Annotated in this window: 13 protein-coding genes and 1 pseudogene; 9 read left to right on the top strand and 5 right to left on the bottom strand. The window is 63.1% G+C overall.

All coding sequences use genetic code 11. From position 1 onward, the window contains the following. Positions 1-898 (top strand): annotated as a pseudogene (locus Q7X29_RS13670) (IS481 family transposase); the annotation flags it as partial. An 851-nt stretch (positions 899-1,749) separates the two neighbouring features. Here the strand turns inward: Q7X29_RS13670 and Q7X29_RS13675 are convergent. The 4 genes from Q7X29_RS13675 to Q7X29_RS13690 form a co-directional block, all read right to left on the bottom strand. After that, positions 1,750-2,709 carry a protoglobin domain-containing protein gene (locus Q7X29_RS13675; RefSeq protein ID WP_022565930.1) on the bottom strand — a complete coding sequence of 320 codons (960 nt, stop codon included), beginning with the start codon at positions 2,707-2,709 and terminating at the stop codon, positions 1,750-1,752. Between the two features lie 191 nt (positions 2,710-2,900). Beyond that, positions 2,901-3,443 carry a PaaI family thioesterase gene (locus Q7X29_RS13680; protein WP_051719635.1) on the bottom strand — a complete coding sequence of 181 codons (543 nt, stop codon included), beginning with the start codon at positions 3,441-3,443 and terminating at the stop codon, positions 2,901-2,903. 22 nt (positions 3,444-3,465) lie between these two features. Next, positions 3,466-3,915 (bottom strand): universal stress protein, encoded by a 450-nt coding sequence (locus tag Q7X29_RS13685; protein ID WP_022565929.1) that lies wholly within the window; start codon positions 3,913-3,915, stop codon positions 3,466-3,468. Beyond that, complete coding sequence (locus Q7X29_RS13690; protein WP_019050193.1) at positions 3,912-5,510, bottom strand: MFS transporter; 1,599 nt, start codon at positions 5,508-5,510, stop codon at positions 3,912-3,914. The genes Q7X29_RS13685 and Q7X29_RS13690 overlap by 4 nt, the downstream gene beginning before the upstream one ends. A gap of 128 nt (positions 5,511-5,638) precedes the next feature. On the opposite strand from Q7X29_RS13690, the gene Q7X29_RS13695 reads away from it, so the two are divergent. Beyond that, positions 5,639-6,337: a TetR/AcrR family transcriptional regulator gene (locus Q7X29_RS13695; RefSeq protein ID WP_019050194.1), complete on the top strand. Its 699-nt coding sequence runs from the start codon at positions 5,639-5,641 to the stop codon at positions 6,335-6,337. Between the two features lie 503 nt (positions 6,338-6,840). Here Q7X29_RS13695 and Q7X29_RS13700 read toward each other — a convergent pair. Next, positions 6,841-7,842, bottom strand: a complete 1,002-nt coding sequence (locus tag Q7X29_RS13700) for a helix-turn-helix domain-containing protein (protein ID WP_030204276.1) — start codon at positions 7,840-7,842, stop codon at positions 6,841-6,843. Between the two features lie 118 nt (positions 7,843-7,960). Between Q7X29_RS13700 and Q7X29_RS13705 the strand changes: the two genes are divergently transcribed. The 7 genes from Q7X29_RS13705 (at position 7,961) to Q7X29_RS13735 (ending at position 15,495) form a co-directional block, all read left to right on the top strand. Then, positions 7,961-8,281: a 2Fe-2S iron-sulfur cluster-binding protein gene (locus tag Q7X29_RS13705; protein ID WP_019050196.1), complete on the top strand. Its 321-nt coding sequence runs from the start codon at positions 7,961-7,963 to the stop codon at positions 8,279-8,281. A 23-nt stretch (positions 8,282-8,304) separates the two neighbouring features. Continuing rightward, on the top strand, positions 8,305-9,693 hold the full coding sequence (locus Q7X29_RS13710; RefSeq protein WP_019050197.1) for a cytochrome P450: 1,389 nt from the start codon (positions 8,305-8,307) through the stop codon (positions 9,691-9,693). Further along, the gene (locus tag Q7X29_RS13715; protein ID WP_019050198.1) at positions 9,690-10,892 is read left to right on the top strand and encodes an NAD(P)/FAD-dependent oxidoreductase; all 1,203 of its coding nucleotides are present in this window, start codon (positions 9,690-9,692) and stop codon (positions 10,890-10,892) included. Before Q7X29_RS13710 ends, Q7X29_RS13715 begins: the two co-directional genes overlap by 4 nt. A 64-nt stretch (positions 10,893-10,956) precedes the next feature. Then, positions 10,957-12,417 (top strand): cytochrome P450, encoded by a 1,461-nt coding sequence (locus Q7X29_RS13720; RefSeq protein WP_022565928.1) that lies wholly within the window; start codon positions 10,957-10,959, stop codon positions 12,415-12,417. After that, on the top strand, positions 12,414-13,139 hold the full coding sequence (locus tag Q7X29_RS13725) for a transglutaminase domain-containing protein (protein WP_019050200.1): 726 nt from the start codon (positions 12,414-12,416) through the stop codon (positions 13,137-13,139). The genes Q7X29_RS13720 and Q7X29_RS13725 overlap by 4 nt, the downstream gene beginning before the upstream one ends. After that, positions 13,136-14,662, top strand: coding sequence for an aldehyde dehydrogenase family protein (locus tag Q7X29_RS13730; protein ID WP_316574273.1), 1,527 nt, complete (start codon positions 13,136-13,138; stop codon positions 14,660-14,662). Before Q7X29_RS13725 ends, Q7X29_RS13730 begins: the two co-directional genes overlap by 4 nt. Continuing rightward, entirely contained in the window at positions 14,659-15,495 is an 837-nt protein-coding gene (locus tag Q7X29_RS13735) for an SDR family oxidoreductase (RefSeq protein ID WP_019050202.1), read from the top strand. Before Q7X29_RS13730 ends, Q7X29_RS13735 begins: the two co-directional genes overlap by 4 nt. Position 15,496 lies beyond the last annotated feature (1 nt).

The following is a 15,496-nucleotide window of genomic DNA, read 5'->3' on the forward strand; positions in this document are numbered from 1 at the left end:
GCTCTTCCGATCTGGCAAGCTGTTCATGGTGTCTGCGCGGACGGCCGGGAAATGGGCCGACCGCTACCGCGTCGAAGGCCCGACCGGGATGGTCGACCGCAGCTCACGACCAACCACACAACCGAACAAAACACCACCACACCTGGTGCGACGCATCGTGGCATTGCGTTGGCGGCACCGGTTGGGTCCGATCTAGATCGCGGGCCGACTCGCGATGCCGGCCTCGACCGTGCACGCAGTACTGGTTCGCTGCCGAATCAACCGTTTGTCGCGCATCGACCGTGTCACCGGTGAACCGCTGCGCCGCTACGAACATGCCCACCCCGGCTCGATGATCCACGTCGATGTCACCAAGTTCGCCAACATCCCCGACGCCGGCGGGCACCGTTACCTGCACCGCGCCCAGAGCAAGCGAACCGGGGAACGCGGCGCCGCTTACCGGCCCGTCATCGGCACGGCTTACGTCCATACCGTCATCGATGATCACTCCCGCCTGGCCTACGCCGAGATCTGCACCGACGAGAAGGCGGTCACCGCGATCGGGGTACTGCAACGCGCGGTCACCTGGTACGCCGAGCGGGGTGTCACCGTCGAGAAAGTATTGTCCGACAACGGATCAGCCTATAAATCACATGCCTGGCGTGATGCCTGCACCGAGCTCGGGATCAGGCATAAACGGACCCGTCCCTACCGGCCGCAGACCAACGGCAAGATCGAGCGATTCCACCGCACTCTGGGAGAGGGCTGGGCTTATGCCCGGCTCTACGATTCGACCGAACAACGCAACACAGCACTACCGGGCTGGTTGCACTTCTACAATCACCATCGAGCCCACTCCGCGATCGGAGGTCGGCCACCGGTCACCCGACTGACCAACCTCCCTGGACATCACAACTAGGCGACTGGCGGTGACCTTTGTCTCGGGTTCCGCGATGGGAATGGGCCGTCGATCCCGGCGCTGTCGCAGGTCGGCGTACAGATTACATGCTCGCAACCCGTGTCGGTGATAGTTTTATCGATCCGCCGTCCTAGTGGCCTCGGCCGTCCAGGCAAGGGGATTTACTGCGTCGAATTACATCCCGCCGCGGAACCCGGGACAAAGTCACTGCGGCCGGTGGATCGTGGAGCAGACTTGCGCCCGCTCCCCCGGTACCGGCGCCTGGCCATCCGGTGGGCGCGCCGCATCGACATCCATTACGGATTCCTGAATCTCGATGCCGCACTGATCTGATGGCGACGGCACAGCAACCGCACCGACAGAAGCTATTAGCCTGCGCCAGAAGGTCATCCGGACACGAACCCGAGAATGAGCGGCCCCCGACAGCACGTACAGCCCTCCCCACTCCCCCTTGAACACCAACCTCGGGCTGTGTGGTGAGGGCTGGCTATTCCCGGCGGCTTCACTGGGAGTTGCGGTTCGCTAACCACCACAATCATCCGTCACATAGGTCCGCTGCGAAACTCCCTGCATCGCAACGTGTCTCGGTGACACATGCAGATTCACGCTAGGAGCTATGAGGACCGGTACCCGAACTCGAATGCCGCCGAAGCTCCGTACGATACCAGCGGTGGCCCACCGCAGATACTGCGCGCGGCATGTTTGGCGGTGCGCGCGAACGTTGCTGTTGAGCATCTTCACCGACGGCGGACTTACTTCGCAATCAGCACCGCGTCGGCACGTACACAGGCTGGTGAGCCGGATCGCCCACCGCAGTCGGGACTGCGCAACTGGCCAAGCACTTCGCCAAATCAGGTATTGCGTAATGGCCACGTCATCACCATCTCGTACCCAAGTGTCTGTGTGGCATGCTCGACCCCACTCTGCAAGTCGACAAATGTAATGAGCGTAGTTTTCTGTGGACTGATGTCGACAAGCGTCCGGGCGACTTCGGCGGAAAGCCCAGTGAAAATAACCTCCGCACCCAAAAGCGCACATGCTTTTACTGCTGTGATCAGATGGGCAGCAACGTCGAGATCGATCGACGGCAGTCCGGTGATATCGACGACGGCGGCCTGCGCCCTCGAATTGCGGATATGCGCCATCAGCTGATTGGTCAAATTAAGAGCCCGGCGATCGTCCAATTCTCCTACGATCGGGACTACCAGAAGCCCTGGGATCAACTGCAGTACCGGAGTCGGGAGTTCGCTCACCGCCCTCTGCTGCTCGCGATTCGAGTGCTCGCGTTTGGCGAGGTAGATGTCGGCGGCGAGGCCGATATCGAGGAACACCAGCCTTTGTAGCGCCAGCAGCGTCGCCAACGCACGCTCGGGATCGGAAGATGAGCTGGATTCACAGATCCGGCTCGCAGCAGAGCAAAGAAACCGATTGTACGCGCCGAGAAGCCATGTCGGCTTCACGCCGAGTCGCTCGTGACGCGCGGCCATACGCATACGCTCGATGAGATAGTCAGCATCGACGGTTCCCGCCGTCAAACCGGAAAGGTGATCGCTTCGAAGATGTTCGGCCTGTTCCTCAGTGTCGCGCTCAGAAAGAAGTGCGGCAGTGTCCCGGTGTTCGTTTAGGTAGGCGCGGAGTTCGTCGGCGATCTCAGCCATACCGGCTGTCGCGACTCCGCTAAACTGCCGCAGCAATGCCTCGTCTTCATCGGTGAATTCCATTAATCGTTTCCGAGCAGCGACCATGTCATCGGTGGTCACGAGGCCACCGAAGCTTGGCGTTTCCGGGATTTCCGGACCGTGCGTGCCCATTAGAGTCATAACAGCCGCATCCTGTGCGTAGTGTTTTGGCGGATCGTGTCAGACAGCGCATACTCGTGAGCGAAGCCCGTAGGTCACCGTCCCACAGCAGCCTGCACCCCAGAGTGCGCTGGCGGCATAGCGGTCCCGACCCAAGTCGTCCTCATCGCCTGATCGCGCCGGCCACAGTACGTGATCGCCGCTTAGGCCGTTGGTGGCACGTCTGAAGAGGTGGCACGCTGTGAGGCCAGGAAGAAGTGGTCGATGTTGACGACGAGAAAGAGCGCAGTAGCGGTTGTAACCATGTGGCCATGGTCGTCTTCGATGGTGGCCCGAAGGTTCAGTTTGCGACCCTGGCGGGAATGAAGATGGGCGCGGGCGATATACGGGGTGTCGAGTAGAACCGGGGAGAGGTAGTCGATGGAGAGGTGGCGGGTGACGGCGGGTTCTCCCACGGTGTAGAGGAGGAACCCGAACAGGTCGTCGAGGACGGTGGCGACTGCGCCGCCATGGGCGATCGCTGGGGCGCCAACGTGGCGGGAGTCAAACGTGTGACGGGCGTAGACACCTTCCGCGTCACGTCGGACGCTCAACTGGTGGCCGTGCGGATTGGCTGGCCCACAACCGAGGCAATGATCATGATGGGGCGGCAAGTCTTGGCATTCCGGCGGAACCACAGGGAAGAGGGGCGTACTCTCCTCGGCCTCGGACGATACGGATCTTGTGGTATCGGATGTGCGGCTCATGGGTGCTTTCTGCATATGTGTGTCACTGGGTGGTGGCGATAAGGATGTCGCAGTGGGCTCTGCGTGCGAGCTCGGTCGGTGTATCGGACAGCAGCCGGGCCAGCGGAGTCGACCGGCACAAGTCGGCGGTGATGATGAGGTCCGGCGCCGCAGTGGCGGCAAGGCGCAATAGGGCACGCAAAGTGGGTTCGGACAAGATGCGGGTGTCGATGTCGATGGCGCCGTGCGCTAGGGCGTGCTGGCAGGCCGTGCGCAATATCGCTTCGACCGGGTTGGTGCCGCGCAGCCGGTAGGCCTCGGGTCCCAGCCGGTCGAGGTCAACTCCGAGTGTGCGTTCGTCGATGTGGTGGCGGACGCCGACGATAACCAGTCGGGCGTGGGTGGCGTGGGCCAATTCGGCGGCGCGGTCGACCACGCGGTAGGAGCGATCGGATCCATCGGTATCCACAAGGATCGTGCGATAGGCCGTCATGCCGGGCGTCCTTCGCGGGTAGGGGACGTGCGAGAGGCAGGAGCCATCGTGCACGAGGGTTGTGCGCGGCATCGGCGAGTGGTGGGCCCGGGTGCAAGCACAGCCAGCACGATCGCGCCTGCGGCGGTAATAGCAGCCAACACCAGCGCGGCCTCGCCGCTGCCGTGCACGAACGCTGCCTTGGCGTACTCGGCTAGCGGCTGGGCCGCTGGTCCGCCCTTTTCGGCGACCTGCAGGGCGGCGGCCAGGGAATCGGCAACTGGTTCGCGAGCGGACTCGGGCAGGCGGGGTAGGGCGGGCTGGATACGCTGAGTATAGCCAGCGGCCAGCACGCTGCCGGCCACGGCGATCCCGATCGCGGCGCCGATCTCGCGGGCGGCATCATTCACCGCAGCGGCGACTCCGTGTTTGGCCTCGGGGGTGTCGGCGACGATGGCGTAAGTCGCCGGGGCGGTACACAATCCCAGGCCCGCGCTCATGATCAGCAGCGGCCACAGTAGGTCGAGGTAGTTCGCGGCGAGGTCCAACCGGCTCACCAGCACCAGCCCGGCAGCGATGGTGAGGAGGCCAGTCACGGTCATCACCCGCAATCCCACCATGCTCGAGAGCCAAGGCGCGATTACGGAAATCATGGCCAGCGGCGCCACCATCGGCGCCAGCGCCAGGGCCGACGCCAGCGGACCGTATCCGAGAATCAGCTGTAGGTACTGGACCAACAGTAGAAACACCCCAAAGGTGACCAGGAACTGAATGGTCACGGACAGGGAGCCAGCACCGAAGCCTCGGCGTCCGAACAACCGCACGTTTAACAGTGGTGCCGAGATCCGTAGCTCCACGGCCACGAACGCCACCGCCGCCACGACTCCGACACCGGCGGTGACAGCGACGAGCGGGTCGGCCCAGCCGCGTGCGGGAACCTCGATCGCGGCGAACACGATCGCCGCGATCGCGACAGCCACCGTCGCCGCGCCAATTCCGTCCACCGGCGGATGCTCGGGTTGGCGAGACTCCGCGATCGTGCAAGCCAACCCGGCCAGCACAATCCCCGCCACGGTCAGCCCGACAAATACCGATTGCCACGACCACCGCTCAAGCAACATCCCGGCACCGAGAATCCCCAGAACAGCTCCGGATCCGGCGACGCCCGCCCATACCCCCACCGCTCGGCCGCGATGAGCTAGAGCGAAGCCTGCGGTCAGAATCGACAGGGTCGATGGCATCACTAACGCTGCGCCAGCACCGGCGAGTGCGCGTGCCGCGATGAGCCACACCGGGTCGGTCAGCACCAGCGGCAACGCCGAGGCGGCCGCGAACACCGCCAGTCCCGCCACCAGCACCGCGCGGCGCCCATAGCGGTCACCGATGGCTCCGGCGGGCAACACCAGACACGCCAGCACCAGTGTGTAGCCGTCAACGATCCAGGTGAGCTGGGCTTGGGTCGCCCCGGTCGCGACTGCAATCTGAGGCAACGCCGAGTACAACGCCGCCATGGCCGCGACGACCAGCGCCACCCCCAGGCACGATACTGCCAGCACCCAGTATTGGGCCCTGGTCCACCGGGCGATCTCGACAGCGCCCGTCCGGGAAGTGTTCACCGCTGCACCTCCCGCCGTTGTAGATCGATAGTCTCTGTGTGAGACTATTAGTATCATAGTGGGTCGGCGAGCGAGATGACGTCCACGCACGATCAAATTGAGCGATACGAATCGAGGAAAGGGCGGCCATGACAGAGCCGGACTCTGCCGCGGCCGATCCGCGCACCGTAGCCGACGAGCAGGTCGATCCTCGGCTGGCGCGGTCCCGCAACCGGTTGCTCGACGCGGCCAGTCATCTGCTGTCCACCGGCGGGGTCGAAGCGGTCACAGTCGATGCCGTCACCCGCGTGTCGAAGGTCGCGCGCGCCACTCTCTATCGACACTTCGGAAGCACCACCCAACTGCTCGCGGCAACTTTCGAACGGTTGCTTCCCCATGTCGACACACCGACCGGCGACGGGCCCGTGCGCGATCAACTCATCGCGCTACTCACTACTCAGGCGGACCTCGTAGAACAAGCCCCAGTGCAGATGACCACGCTGGCCTGGCTGGCTATGGGAACGATCGGTGACGACCACACCGACCCGGCAGCGGTCACCTCGCTGCGTGCCCGCGTCATCGAGCAATATCGCCAACCGTTCGACCGGATCCTCACCGGCCCCGACGCGCGGGCGATGCTCGGCGAGTTCGACACCACCTTCGCCATCATCGAACTCCTCGGCCCGATCGTGTTCGCGCGCCTCACCGGACTACGCACCATCGATCATGACGACTGCGCCCAACTGGTCGACAACTTTCTCGCTACCCGCCCAAGGGTCGCGGTCGGAAACGGGACCGACCGTCGATCAGTGCCAGTGACCGAATACCCGCCCGTGGATAACGGGTGAGCCGCTTCGAAGCAGGCCGACAAGATCAAGTACCCAGCTCACCGGCGATCCCCTCCACCTAGCGGGTAAGACTGTCGGTTCGGCACCGATCGTCGCCTTCTCGTCAACTCCGGCCCTGGATGCGGGGCACGATCGATTCGTGCTGCAGTCCTGCATCGCAATGTAACTGGCTCAGTTAGGGCTGGCTAACCGAGTTGATGCGCTTCACGATTGAGAGACTCGACTCCGTCCATCTCATGCCCAGCCGTCACCGGCAGGATCCTGGTGGCAACGCGCTGAGATCATTCAGACCGGTGCCGACTCACTACTCGCCGTGTTAGGTGTTAGCTACGCCGCTGATAGCCGTTGGCTGCAGCAACGAGTTCGGCAAAGTTCTGCACGGTTTCGGCAAAGTCGCGAGGTTTTTTTGTCATATGCCGCAGCGGGTTCCTGCCTGGGGCCAGCCCCAACCGATCTGCACCAGATCGCGCAGACTCCATCCACCAGCGACGGGACGGGTGGTGCTATTCGTGTCGAAATTCGCTGGGAGAGCGACCGGTCCATCGCTTGAAGGCGTGCGAGAAGTTCGCGAGGTCGCTATATCCGAGATCGGCAGCTATCTCACTCACCGACATCGATCGGTCGAGTAGCCGCAGCATCGCACGGTCACGCAGAAATGATTCGCGCAACTCGCGAAAGGTGGTCCCCTCCTCGGATAGGCGCCGCTTGAGTGTGCTAGTCGATATCGACAGCTCGTGTGCGACCCAGTCTTTACTCCGCTTTCCAGGATCTTCCTCCAGCAGCCGTCGTACCTTCTCCGAGAAAGACATGGTTTTACTTCGCTGGTCGAGGGTTCGTTGCAGATCCACGATGGCAAGTCGATAGGCGACCGGATCGGAGAACCTGCATACCTCGTTGAGAGTGTCTGCCGGGACACTAAGGAATGACGTCGGAGCGTCGAAGAACAACCGCCCAGCTAGGGCATCCTCATTATCGGCTAGAAAGTTCGGCGCTGACCAGCTCAGATGGAGTGTCACGGTCGGCATATCGCCGGCCAGCATGTCGAGCAGGCGCAGGAGTGCCGACCCGCTATACGCGACGACCAGGCAGTTCAGCGCCGAATCGCCTGTGTGCGCGGCGAGCCCGACGGTGAGTCCCTCGTCACTTGGGTGGAACTGCGGACTGAGAGCCGTCGAGATCAAAGGCAGATAGGTGAGCAGCTCCACGATCTCAGCTACCGAGCCTGCGCTGACCAGCGGAAAACTCAATGGGCCGAAGGACGTCAACTGAGCTTGTTCGGCGAACGCGAAGCCGAGCGAAGTTGCCTGGTCGACATCGAGTGCAGGGTAGACCTCGCGAAACCACCGTATCGGGGCCTGGATATTGCGTTGGATCAACGTCGTCTCGTCAATTCCTTCGCGAGCCATGATGTCGCGAAGCCGAGCGGCGGCGTCCGGGTCGAGCGCTTGGCTCTCGAGCAGTTGCACGAACATGAGCGGAGGCACGCCCTCGTCGTTGAGGTTCACCATGGTCTCTCTGAGCCGAATTCACAAACTTCTGACTCTGCCGAACATAGCCTCCGAACCCGTGTTCGACAACACTTGGACCAAGTCACATTGAGGACAACGCATCGAGGAGTTGGCTATGGCAGTTGTCACCTTTGTCTCCCACGACGGCGAGAAGCACGAGGCGCCGATCGAGGAAGACCAGTCGCTGATGCAGGTCGCGACCAACAACGCTGTGCCCGGCGTCGACGGGGACTGCGGAGGCGAAGCTGCCTGCGGCACCTGCCATGTGGTTGTCGATCCGCAGTGGATCGAGCAGGTCGGGCGTTCCGGCGCCGATGAGGAGGAGATGCTCGCGATGAACCCCGAGCGCCAGCCGACCTCCCGGCTGTCGTGCCAGATGATGGCATCGACGGCTTGGGATGGCTTGATCGTCCACCTACCCGAGTTCCAGATGTAACGGCGAGAAACGGATACGACGCGATGAAGATTCCCGGAGCAATCACCGCCAAGGTTCAGTCGACCATCCCGATGGATCTACAGATCCAGGGTGCACACCTATATGACAAGACTCGCCGATGGATGACCGGAACGAACGGGGAGAAGCTCTTCGTCGAGAGGCCCATCCCGCCAGTCGAAGAAGTCGCGCTCGCCGACATCGACCTCAGCAACCCTTTCCTGTACCGCCAGGGACGCTGGCAGTCCTACTTCGCGCGCCTGCGAAACGAGGCCCCAGTCCACTATCAGCCAGACAGTCCGTTCGGTCCGTTCTGGTCCGTCACGCGGCATGCTGACATCGTGGCCGTCGACAAGAACCACGAACTCTTCTCCGCTGAGCCGTTCATCGTTATCGGGGCTCCGCCCCGTTTCCTCGATATCGAGATGTTCATCGCGATGGACCCGCCACGACACGACGCACAGCGGGCCGCTGTTCAAGGCGTGGTCGCGCCGAAGAACCTGCGCGAGATGGAGGGCCTGATTCGATCGCGCGTCCAAGAGGTGCTCGACGATCTACCCGTAGATAAGCCGTTCGACTGGGTGCAGAACGTCTCGATCGAACTGACCGCGCGGATGCTTGCGACCCTGCTGGATTTCCCGTACGAGCAACGTCACAAGCTCGTCTACTGGTCGGACCTCGCAACCTCGCTGGAGCAGGCCAACGGTGGGCCATCGGACAACGATGAGGTGTTCCCCGGCATGCGCGACATGGCGAGAGGTCTCAGCGCTCTCTGGCACGACAAAGCGGCCCGGACAGCCGCTGGGGAGCAGCCCGGATTCGATCTGATCACGATGTTGCAAAGCAATGAAAATACCAAGGACCTGATCGACCGCCCGATGGAGTTCTTGGGCAACCTCGTATTGCTGATCGTCGGAGGGAACGACACGACCCGGAACTCGATGAGCGGCGGCGTTCTTGCGCTCAACCGCTTCCCTGAACAGTTCGCGAAGCTGAAAGCGAACCCCGACCTGATCCCCAACATGTGCTCGGAGATCATCCGATGGCAAACTCCGCTTGCCTACATGCGCCGTGTCGCCAGAGCTGACACCGTTCTTAACGGGCAGTTCATCCGCAAGGGCGACAAGGTAGTGATGTGGTACGCCTCGGGAAACCGCGACGAGCGAGTATTCGAACGCTCCGACGATTTCATCATCGACCGGTCAAACGCCCGCAACCACATAGCCTTCGGCTTCGGTGTTCACCGCTGTATGGGCAACCGGCTCGCCGAGCTGCAGCTGCGGATCCTCTGGGAGGAGCTACTTCCTCGCTTCGAAAATATCGAGGTTGTCGAGGAGCCCGAGTACGTGCAGTCCAACTTTGTGCGGGGCATCAGCAAGATGATGGTCCGTCTCACCCCGAAAACCAGCATATGACCACGCGGCGGGCCGTCATCGTCGGGGGCAGCCACGCCGGGGTCCAACTCGCCAGCAGTCTGCGCCAAGAAGGATGGACCGACGAGATCACCATCATTGGAGAAGAGGCGGTATTACCATACCACCGCCCTCCGCTGTCGAAGGCATACCTGGCAGGGAAGCAAACCCTCGACGAGCTCGCGATTCGCAGCGCCGAGTTCTATAACAAGCAGGAAATCCAACTCGTGGATGCAACGGTGGAGGCGATCGACCGTTCGGCTGGCCTGCTCTCACTGAGCACCGGCGACGAAGTGCCCTACGACAATCTCGCACTGTGCACGGGCGCTCGCCCCCGTCGACTCCCCGTGCCCGGTGTCGACCTGGCCGGGGTCTATTACCTACGCTCCGCGGCGGACGTCGAGATGATCCGAGAGGAAAGCAGCCCGGGGCGCCGGGTCGTGATCATCGGCGGCGGATATATCGGACTGGAGACGGCCGCCTCGCTGCGTGCGCTGGGTCTGCAGGTCACTGTGCTCGAGGCTACCGAACGCGTCCTCGAACGGGTCACCGCCCCCGAGGTATCCGCGTTCTTCGACCGAATTCACCGACAGGAGGGCGTGAACATCCGAACAGGCGCGCTAGTCGAGGCCCTATCCGGAGACGTCAGGATCCGAGAGGTATTCCTGTCCAGCGGCGAATCAATTCCTGCCGACCTCGTCATTGTCGGCATCGGCGTGGAGCCGAATACCGAACTCGCCGCCGGCGCGGGTCTGCTGGTCGACAACGGGATCGTGATCGACGGCCAGAGTCGGACCAGCGACCACAACATCATGGCCGCTGGGGACTGCGCCAGTCACGACATGGCCCGTTACGGCCGTCGCATACGCCTGGAATCTGTACCCAGCGCGGGCGAGCAGGCCAAGGTCGCTGCCGCGACCATCTGCGGGAAGTCAAAGAACATAGCTGCGCTTCCATGGTTCTGGTCGGATCAATACGATCTCAAGCTCCAGATCGCCGGTCTGAACACCGGCTACGACGAAGTCGTACTCAGCGGAGATCCTACCCGGGGCCGCGAATTCACATGCTTCTACCTCCGTGCTGGCGAGCTGATTGCCGCCGACTGCATCAATCGCCCCCGTGACTTCATCTTCAGCAAGCGGGCCATCACCCAGCAGCTTCGCATAAGCCGGGCAGAACTGGTGCTCGCTGGCTCGCCCTGAGTGACCGACTCTCGGGCGACTCGCACGACGACTGCGTGCGAACAGCATTCAGAAAGGAATGTCAGTGACGTACGCCATCCATCTGCCGCTGGCGAAGAGTCGGGAGCGACTCTCGTCAGTCCTCCTGGCGCCACTGCCGAGCCGGGTCGATGCGGCCCTCCTGCGGGCCAGTGATCAGTGGCCTGTCCGTGAGCTGGCAATGCCCCCCGCAGGGTCGGGCCTCAAGCCGATCCGAGGGACCGCTGGTCTGCCTGTGCTCGGTCACACCCTGGACTACATCCGTTTCGGATCCAGCTTCACCCGGGCCAGGTACCAGCGATTCGGGCCCGTCTCATGGATGGGCGCCTTCGGCACCAAGATTGTGATGGTGGCCGGTCCAGATGCCATACAGGAGGCGCTGACCGTCAAGGCGAAATCGTTCTCACAGGACGGGTGGGCGTATCTCATCGACGCCTTTTTTCACCGGGGTCTGATGCTGATGAGCTTCGACGAGCACAGGATGCATCGACGAATCATGCAGGAGGCGTTCACCCGCGACCGCCTGACCGCCTATGTGGACCAGCTCGGGCCGCCGCTCGAGACCGGTATTCCCGCGTGGCCAGCGGGCCAGTCCACACGCATCTATCCACTGCTGAAGGGCCTGACCCTTGACGTAGCGACGAAGGTCTTCATGGCGGATCGGGGTGGCAGTGAGGACACTGACGCCATCAACGACGCCTTCGTGGCGGCCGTGCGTGCGGCCAGCTCGATCATCCGTTTCCCGCTGCCGGGGACTCGGTGGCGGGCCGGAGTCCGTGGGCGTGCGCTCCTGGAGGACTACTTCACCTTCCACCTGCCGGCGGCGCGGAGCGCCCAGGGAGAGGACCTTTTTGCGGCGCTGTGCCATGCCCGCACGGCCGACGGTCAAGCTTTCACCGATGAGGACGTCGTCAACCACATGATCTTCTTGATGATGGCGGCACACGACACCTCGACCATCACCAGCACCGCTGCCGTCTACTTCCTCGCCAAGCATCCAGCTTGGCAGGAACGGGCTCGGGCCGAGTCCGACCAACTGGGCGGACGTCGCCCAACTATCGACGACCTGGACGCGCTGAAGACTCTCGACCTGGTGATCAAGGAGACGCTACGGCTGGTGGCGCCCGTGCCGATCATGATGCGTAAGACCATCGAGGATGTCGAAATCGCCGGACACCAAATCCCCGCAAACACACTGGTAGCCGTGGCTCCGGCGGTGAACCACTTCGACGAATCGTACTGGACCGATCCCGACACTTTTGACCCTGACCGCTTCACCGAGCCGCGGCATGAGGACCGGAATCATCGCCTCGGGTGGATCCCCTTCGGAGGAGGCGTGCACAAGTGCATCGGCCTGCATTTCGGCACTCTCGAGGTGAAGGCGATCCTGCATCACATGCTGCGAACCTACACCTGGACGGTCCCTGACCAGTATGAAGCCAGGTGGGACAACACCTCGCTCCCAATTCCCGTCGACGGATTGCCGATAGACCTGGAGCACAGATGAAAACGGACCGGATGACATTCTTGGGAGCGACCGACTTCCTCGACATCGAGCACGAGTTAGTCCGGGAGTTCACCGCCACTGTGATCGGCGACGCGAGCACCGGCCGAGAGAAGGCGAAGCGTCTCTTCGCCGCCGTTCGCGACCGGGTCTGGTATGACCCCTACACGGTGTCTGACGACCCTGCCCACTATCGCGCGAGCTTCGTCCTCGAGTCCGGGCGCGCCTATTGCGTCCCGAAGGCGGTGCTCTTGACCGCGGTGTGCCGTGCGGCGGGGATCCCTGCGGTGCTTGGCTTCGCTGACGTCCGCAATCACTTGCAGACAGACGCGTTGCGAGCGCTCATGGGTGGCACAGACCTGTTCGTCTATCACGGTTACAGCCTCCTCAATATCGACGGCCGGTGGTTGAAGGCGACGCCCGCGTTCAACACCGAGTTGTGTGCGCGTTTCGGTGTGCCGCCGGTGGATTTCGACGGCGATCGCGATGCACTACTGCACGCCTTTTCTGCCGACGGAGCCGAGCATATGGAGTACGTCCGCGAGCGGGGCGTCTACGACGACTTGCCGTTGAACGCGATCCTGGCCGAACTTCGCCGCACCTATGGGCCTCTTATCTTCAAGCGGCCCCAGGTGATCGCTGACGCTTTCACCGATACACGCGCCCACCGCACCCATCCCGACGGGATCGCCCGCGATCCCCATTCACCTACGGAGGTCCGATGAGCGCGACGATCCCAGCGGGCGTCTTGGACGTGCGCAACCCCGCCGACGGTCGGCTCATCGCAACCGTCGCTGTCGACGACCGCGAGACAGTAAGTCTCGTCGCTGCTGATCTTCGAGACGCTCAGGTCGGGTGGGCCGAAGCCGGCCCACGCCAACGCGCCAAATGGCTGCATCGCTGGCGGGACTGGATCCTTGATCACACCGACGAGCTCACCAACTTGTTGCAAGCCGAGACAGGCAAGGTGCGTCCCGACGCCCTGGTGGAGACGACAGCATCGTGCGAGTTCATCAGCTACTACGCCGACCATGCCGCGCAGTTTCTCGCCGGCGAGCAGGTCAGGTCCTCGAGCCTGCTGACCTTGTCGAAACGACTCACTACGACCTATCACCCCTTCCCGGTCGTCGGCATGATCATGCCGTGGAACTTCCCGATCACCCTCTTCCTCATGGACGCAGCGCCCGCGCTGGCAGCCGGCTGCGCGGTCCTGGCGAAGTCCTCGGAGGAGACGCCGCTGACGTGCGCGCGGATCATCGAGGGCTGGCACGAGATCGGCGCCCCCGCGGTTCTGGCGCACGTTGTAGGTGATGGCGATTCGGGCGCAGCCGTGGTCGATGCCGCTGACTTTGTACAGTTCACCGGCTCGACCGCCACCGGGCGTGCGGTCGCGATCCGCTGTGCCGAGCATTTGAAGCCGATGAGTCTGGAGCTTGGCGGCAAAGATCCGGCGATCGTGCTGGAGGACGCCGACCTTGCTCGTGCGGTGGAGGGAATCGCGTGGGGCGCTCTGTTCAACGCGGGACAGGTATGCATCTCTGTCGAGCGGGTGTATGTGGTATCTGAGGTTTACGACGAGTTCGTGGCGCGGCTGACCCAACGTGTGCGGTCCCTCGCCCATGGTGCGGCCGGTCGCGACGTGGGCGCAATGGTCACCGCGAGGCAGGTCGATATTGCCGATCGCCACGTCAGCGAGGCAGTGGTGGCAGGTGCGCAGGTTCTGGCTGGCGGAACTCGGAGTGCGGTCGGAAACTACTACGCTCCGACGGTCCTGGTCGGTGTCGACCACACGATGGCCTGCATGACCGAGGAGACCTTCGGTCCCACGATTCCGGTGATGCAGGTCGCGGATGAGAACGAGGCCATCCGCCTGGCCAACGACTCGGCGTACGGCTTGTCTGCGACGGTGTGGACCCGAGACCATGCTCGTGCTCAGCGCATCGCATTACAGCTAAACGCGGGAGCTGTCAACATAAATGATGTCTTCAGCAACCTGTTCGCCACCACACTGCCGCACAGTGGATGGAAGGCCTCGGGCATCGGTGCTCGGCTCGGCGGAGCTCACGGGCTACGCAAGTACTGCCGGGTACAGGCAGTGACAGAGCCACGGATCCCTGTCCTGTCGCGAGAACTCACCTGGTACCCGTACACCCCGCGGCGCGCGGCCATGGCCGGAAGAGTGTTGCGCGCGGCGGCCGGTCGCGGCCTATGGCAGCGCCTCGGCCTCAACAAGGAGAACAGCAAGTGACGACACACCGTGCCCGCACCGCCGCAAAGACCGTAGCTATCACCGGCGGGGCCCGCGGCATCGGCTACCAGACCGCGAAGGAGCTGATTCGACGAGGCCACCGCGTCGCCATCGGCGATGTCGATGAGAAGCGCGCTCAGGAGGCCGCCACCGAACTCGGCGTGAATATCGTTACCCACCTCGACGTAACCGACCCCACTTCGTTTCGGCAATTTCTCGAGCTGGTCGAGGAAGAGCTCGGCCCCCTCGACGTGCTGATCAACAATGCGGGCATCATGCCCACTGGTCACGTACACGAGGAAGACGACACGGTGACCCGGAGGCAGGTCGAGATCAACGTCCTGGGAGTCGTCTTTGGGACCAAACTAGCCCTTCAGCGAATGCTGCCGCGGCGCGCTGGGCACATCATCAACACCGCGTCGCTGGCCGGCGAGCTCGCTGTGCCTGGACTGGCGACGTATTGCGGTACCAAATTCGCGGTCATCGGATTCACCGAGGCGGCACGGCACGAGTACCGCACGTCAGGCGTCGAGCTGTCCACCGTTAGGCCCACATTCACCAACACCGAGCTCGTCGCGGGAACCGCTGGTGCCAAGGGACTGCGCAATGCCGAGCCCGAGGAGATCGCGCGTGCGACAGCCGATCTTATCGAGCGCCCGCGTCCATTCGTACGCGTCACTCGCCTGGCCGGCGTATTGGTCGCGGCGATGAAGTTCGTCCCTGGCTGGCTGACCGCCAGGCTCGGATCCGCGCTGGGCACGGACTCGGTATTTCTCGACGGCGTCGACACAGCGGCCCGCCAGGCCTACCTGGACAGAATCCGGAGCCACTGAC

The organism is Nocardia canadensis, assembly GCF_032656385.1.
Taxonomy (GTDB): domain Bacteria; phylum Actinomycetota; class Actinomycetes; order Mycobacteriales; family Mycobacteriaceae; genus Nocardia; species Nocardia canadensis.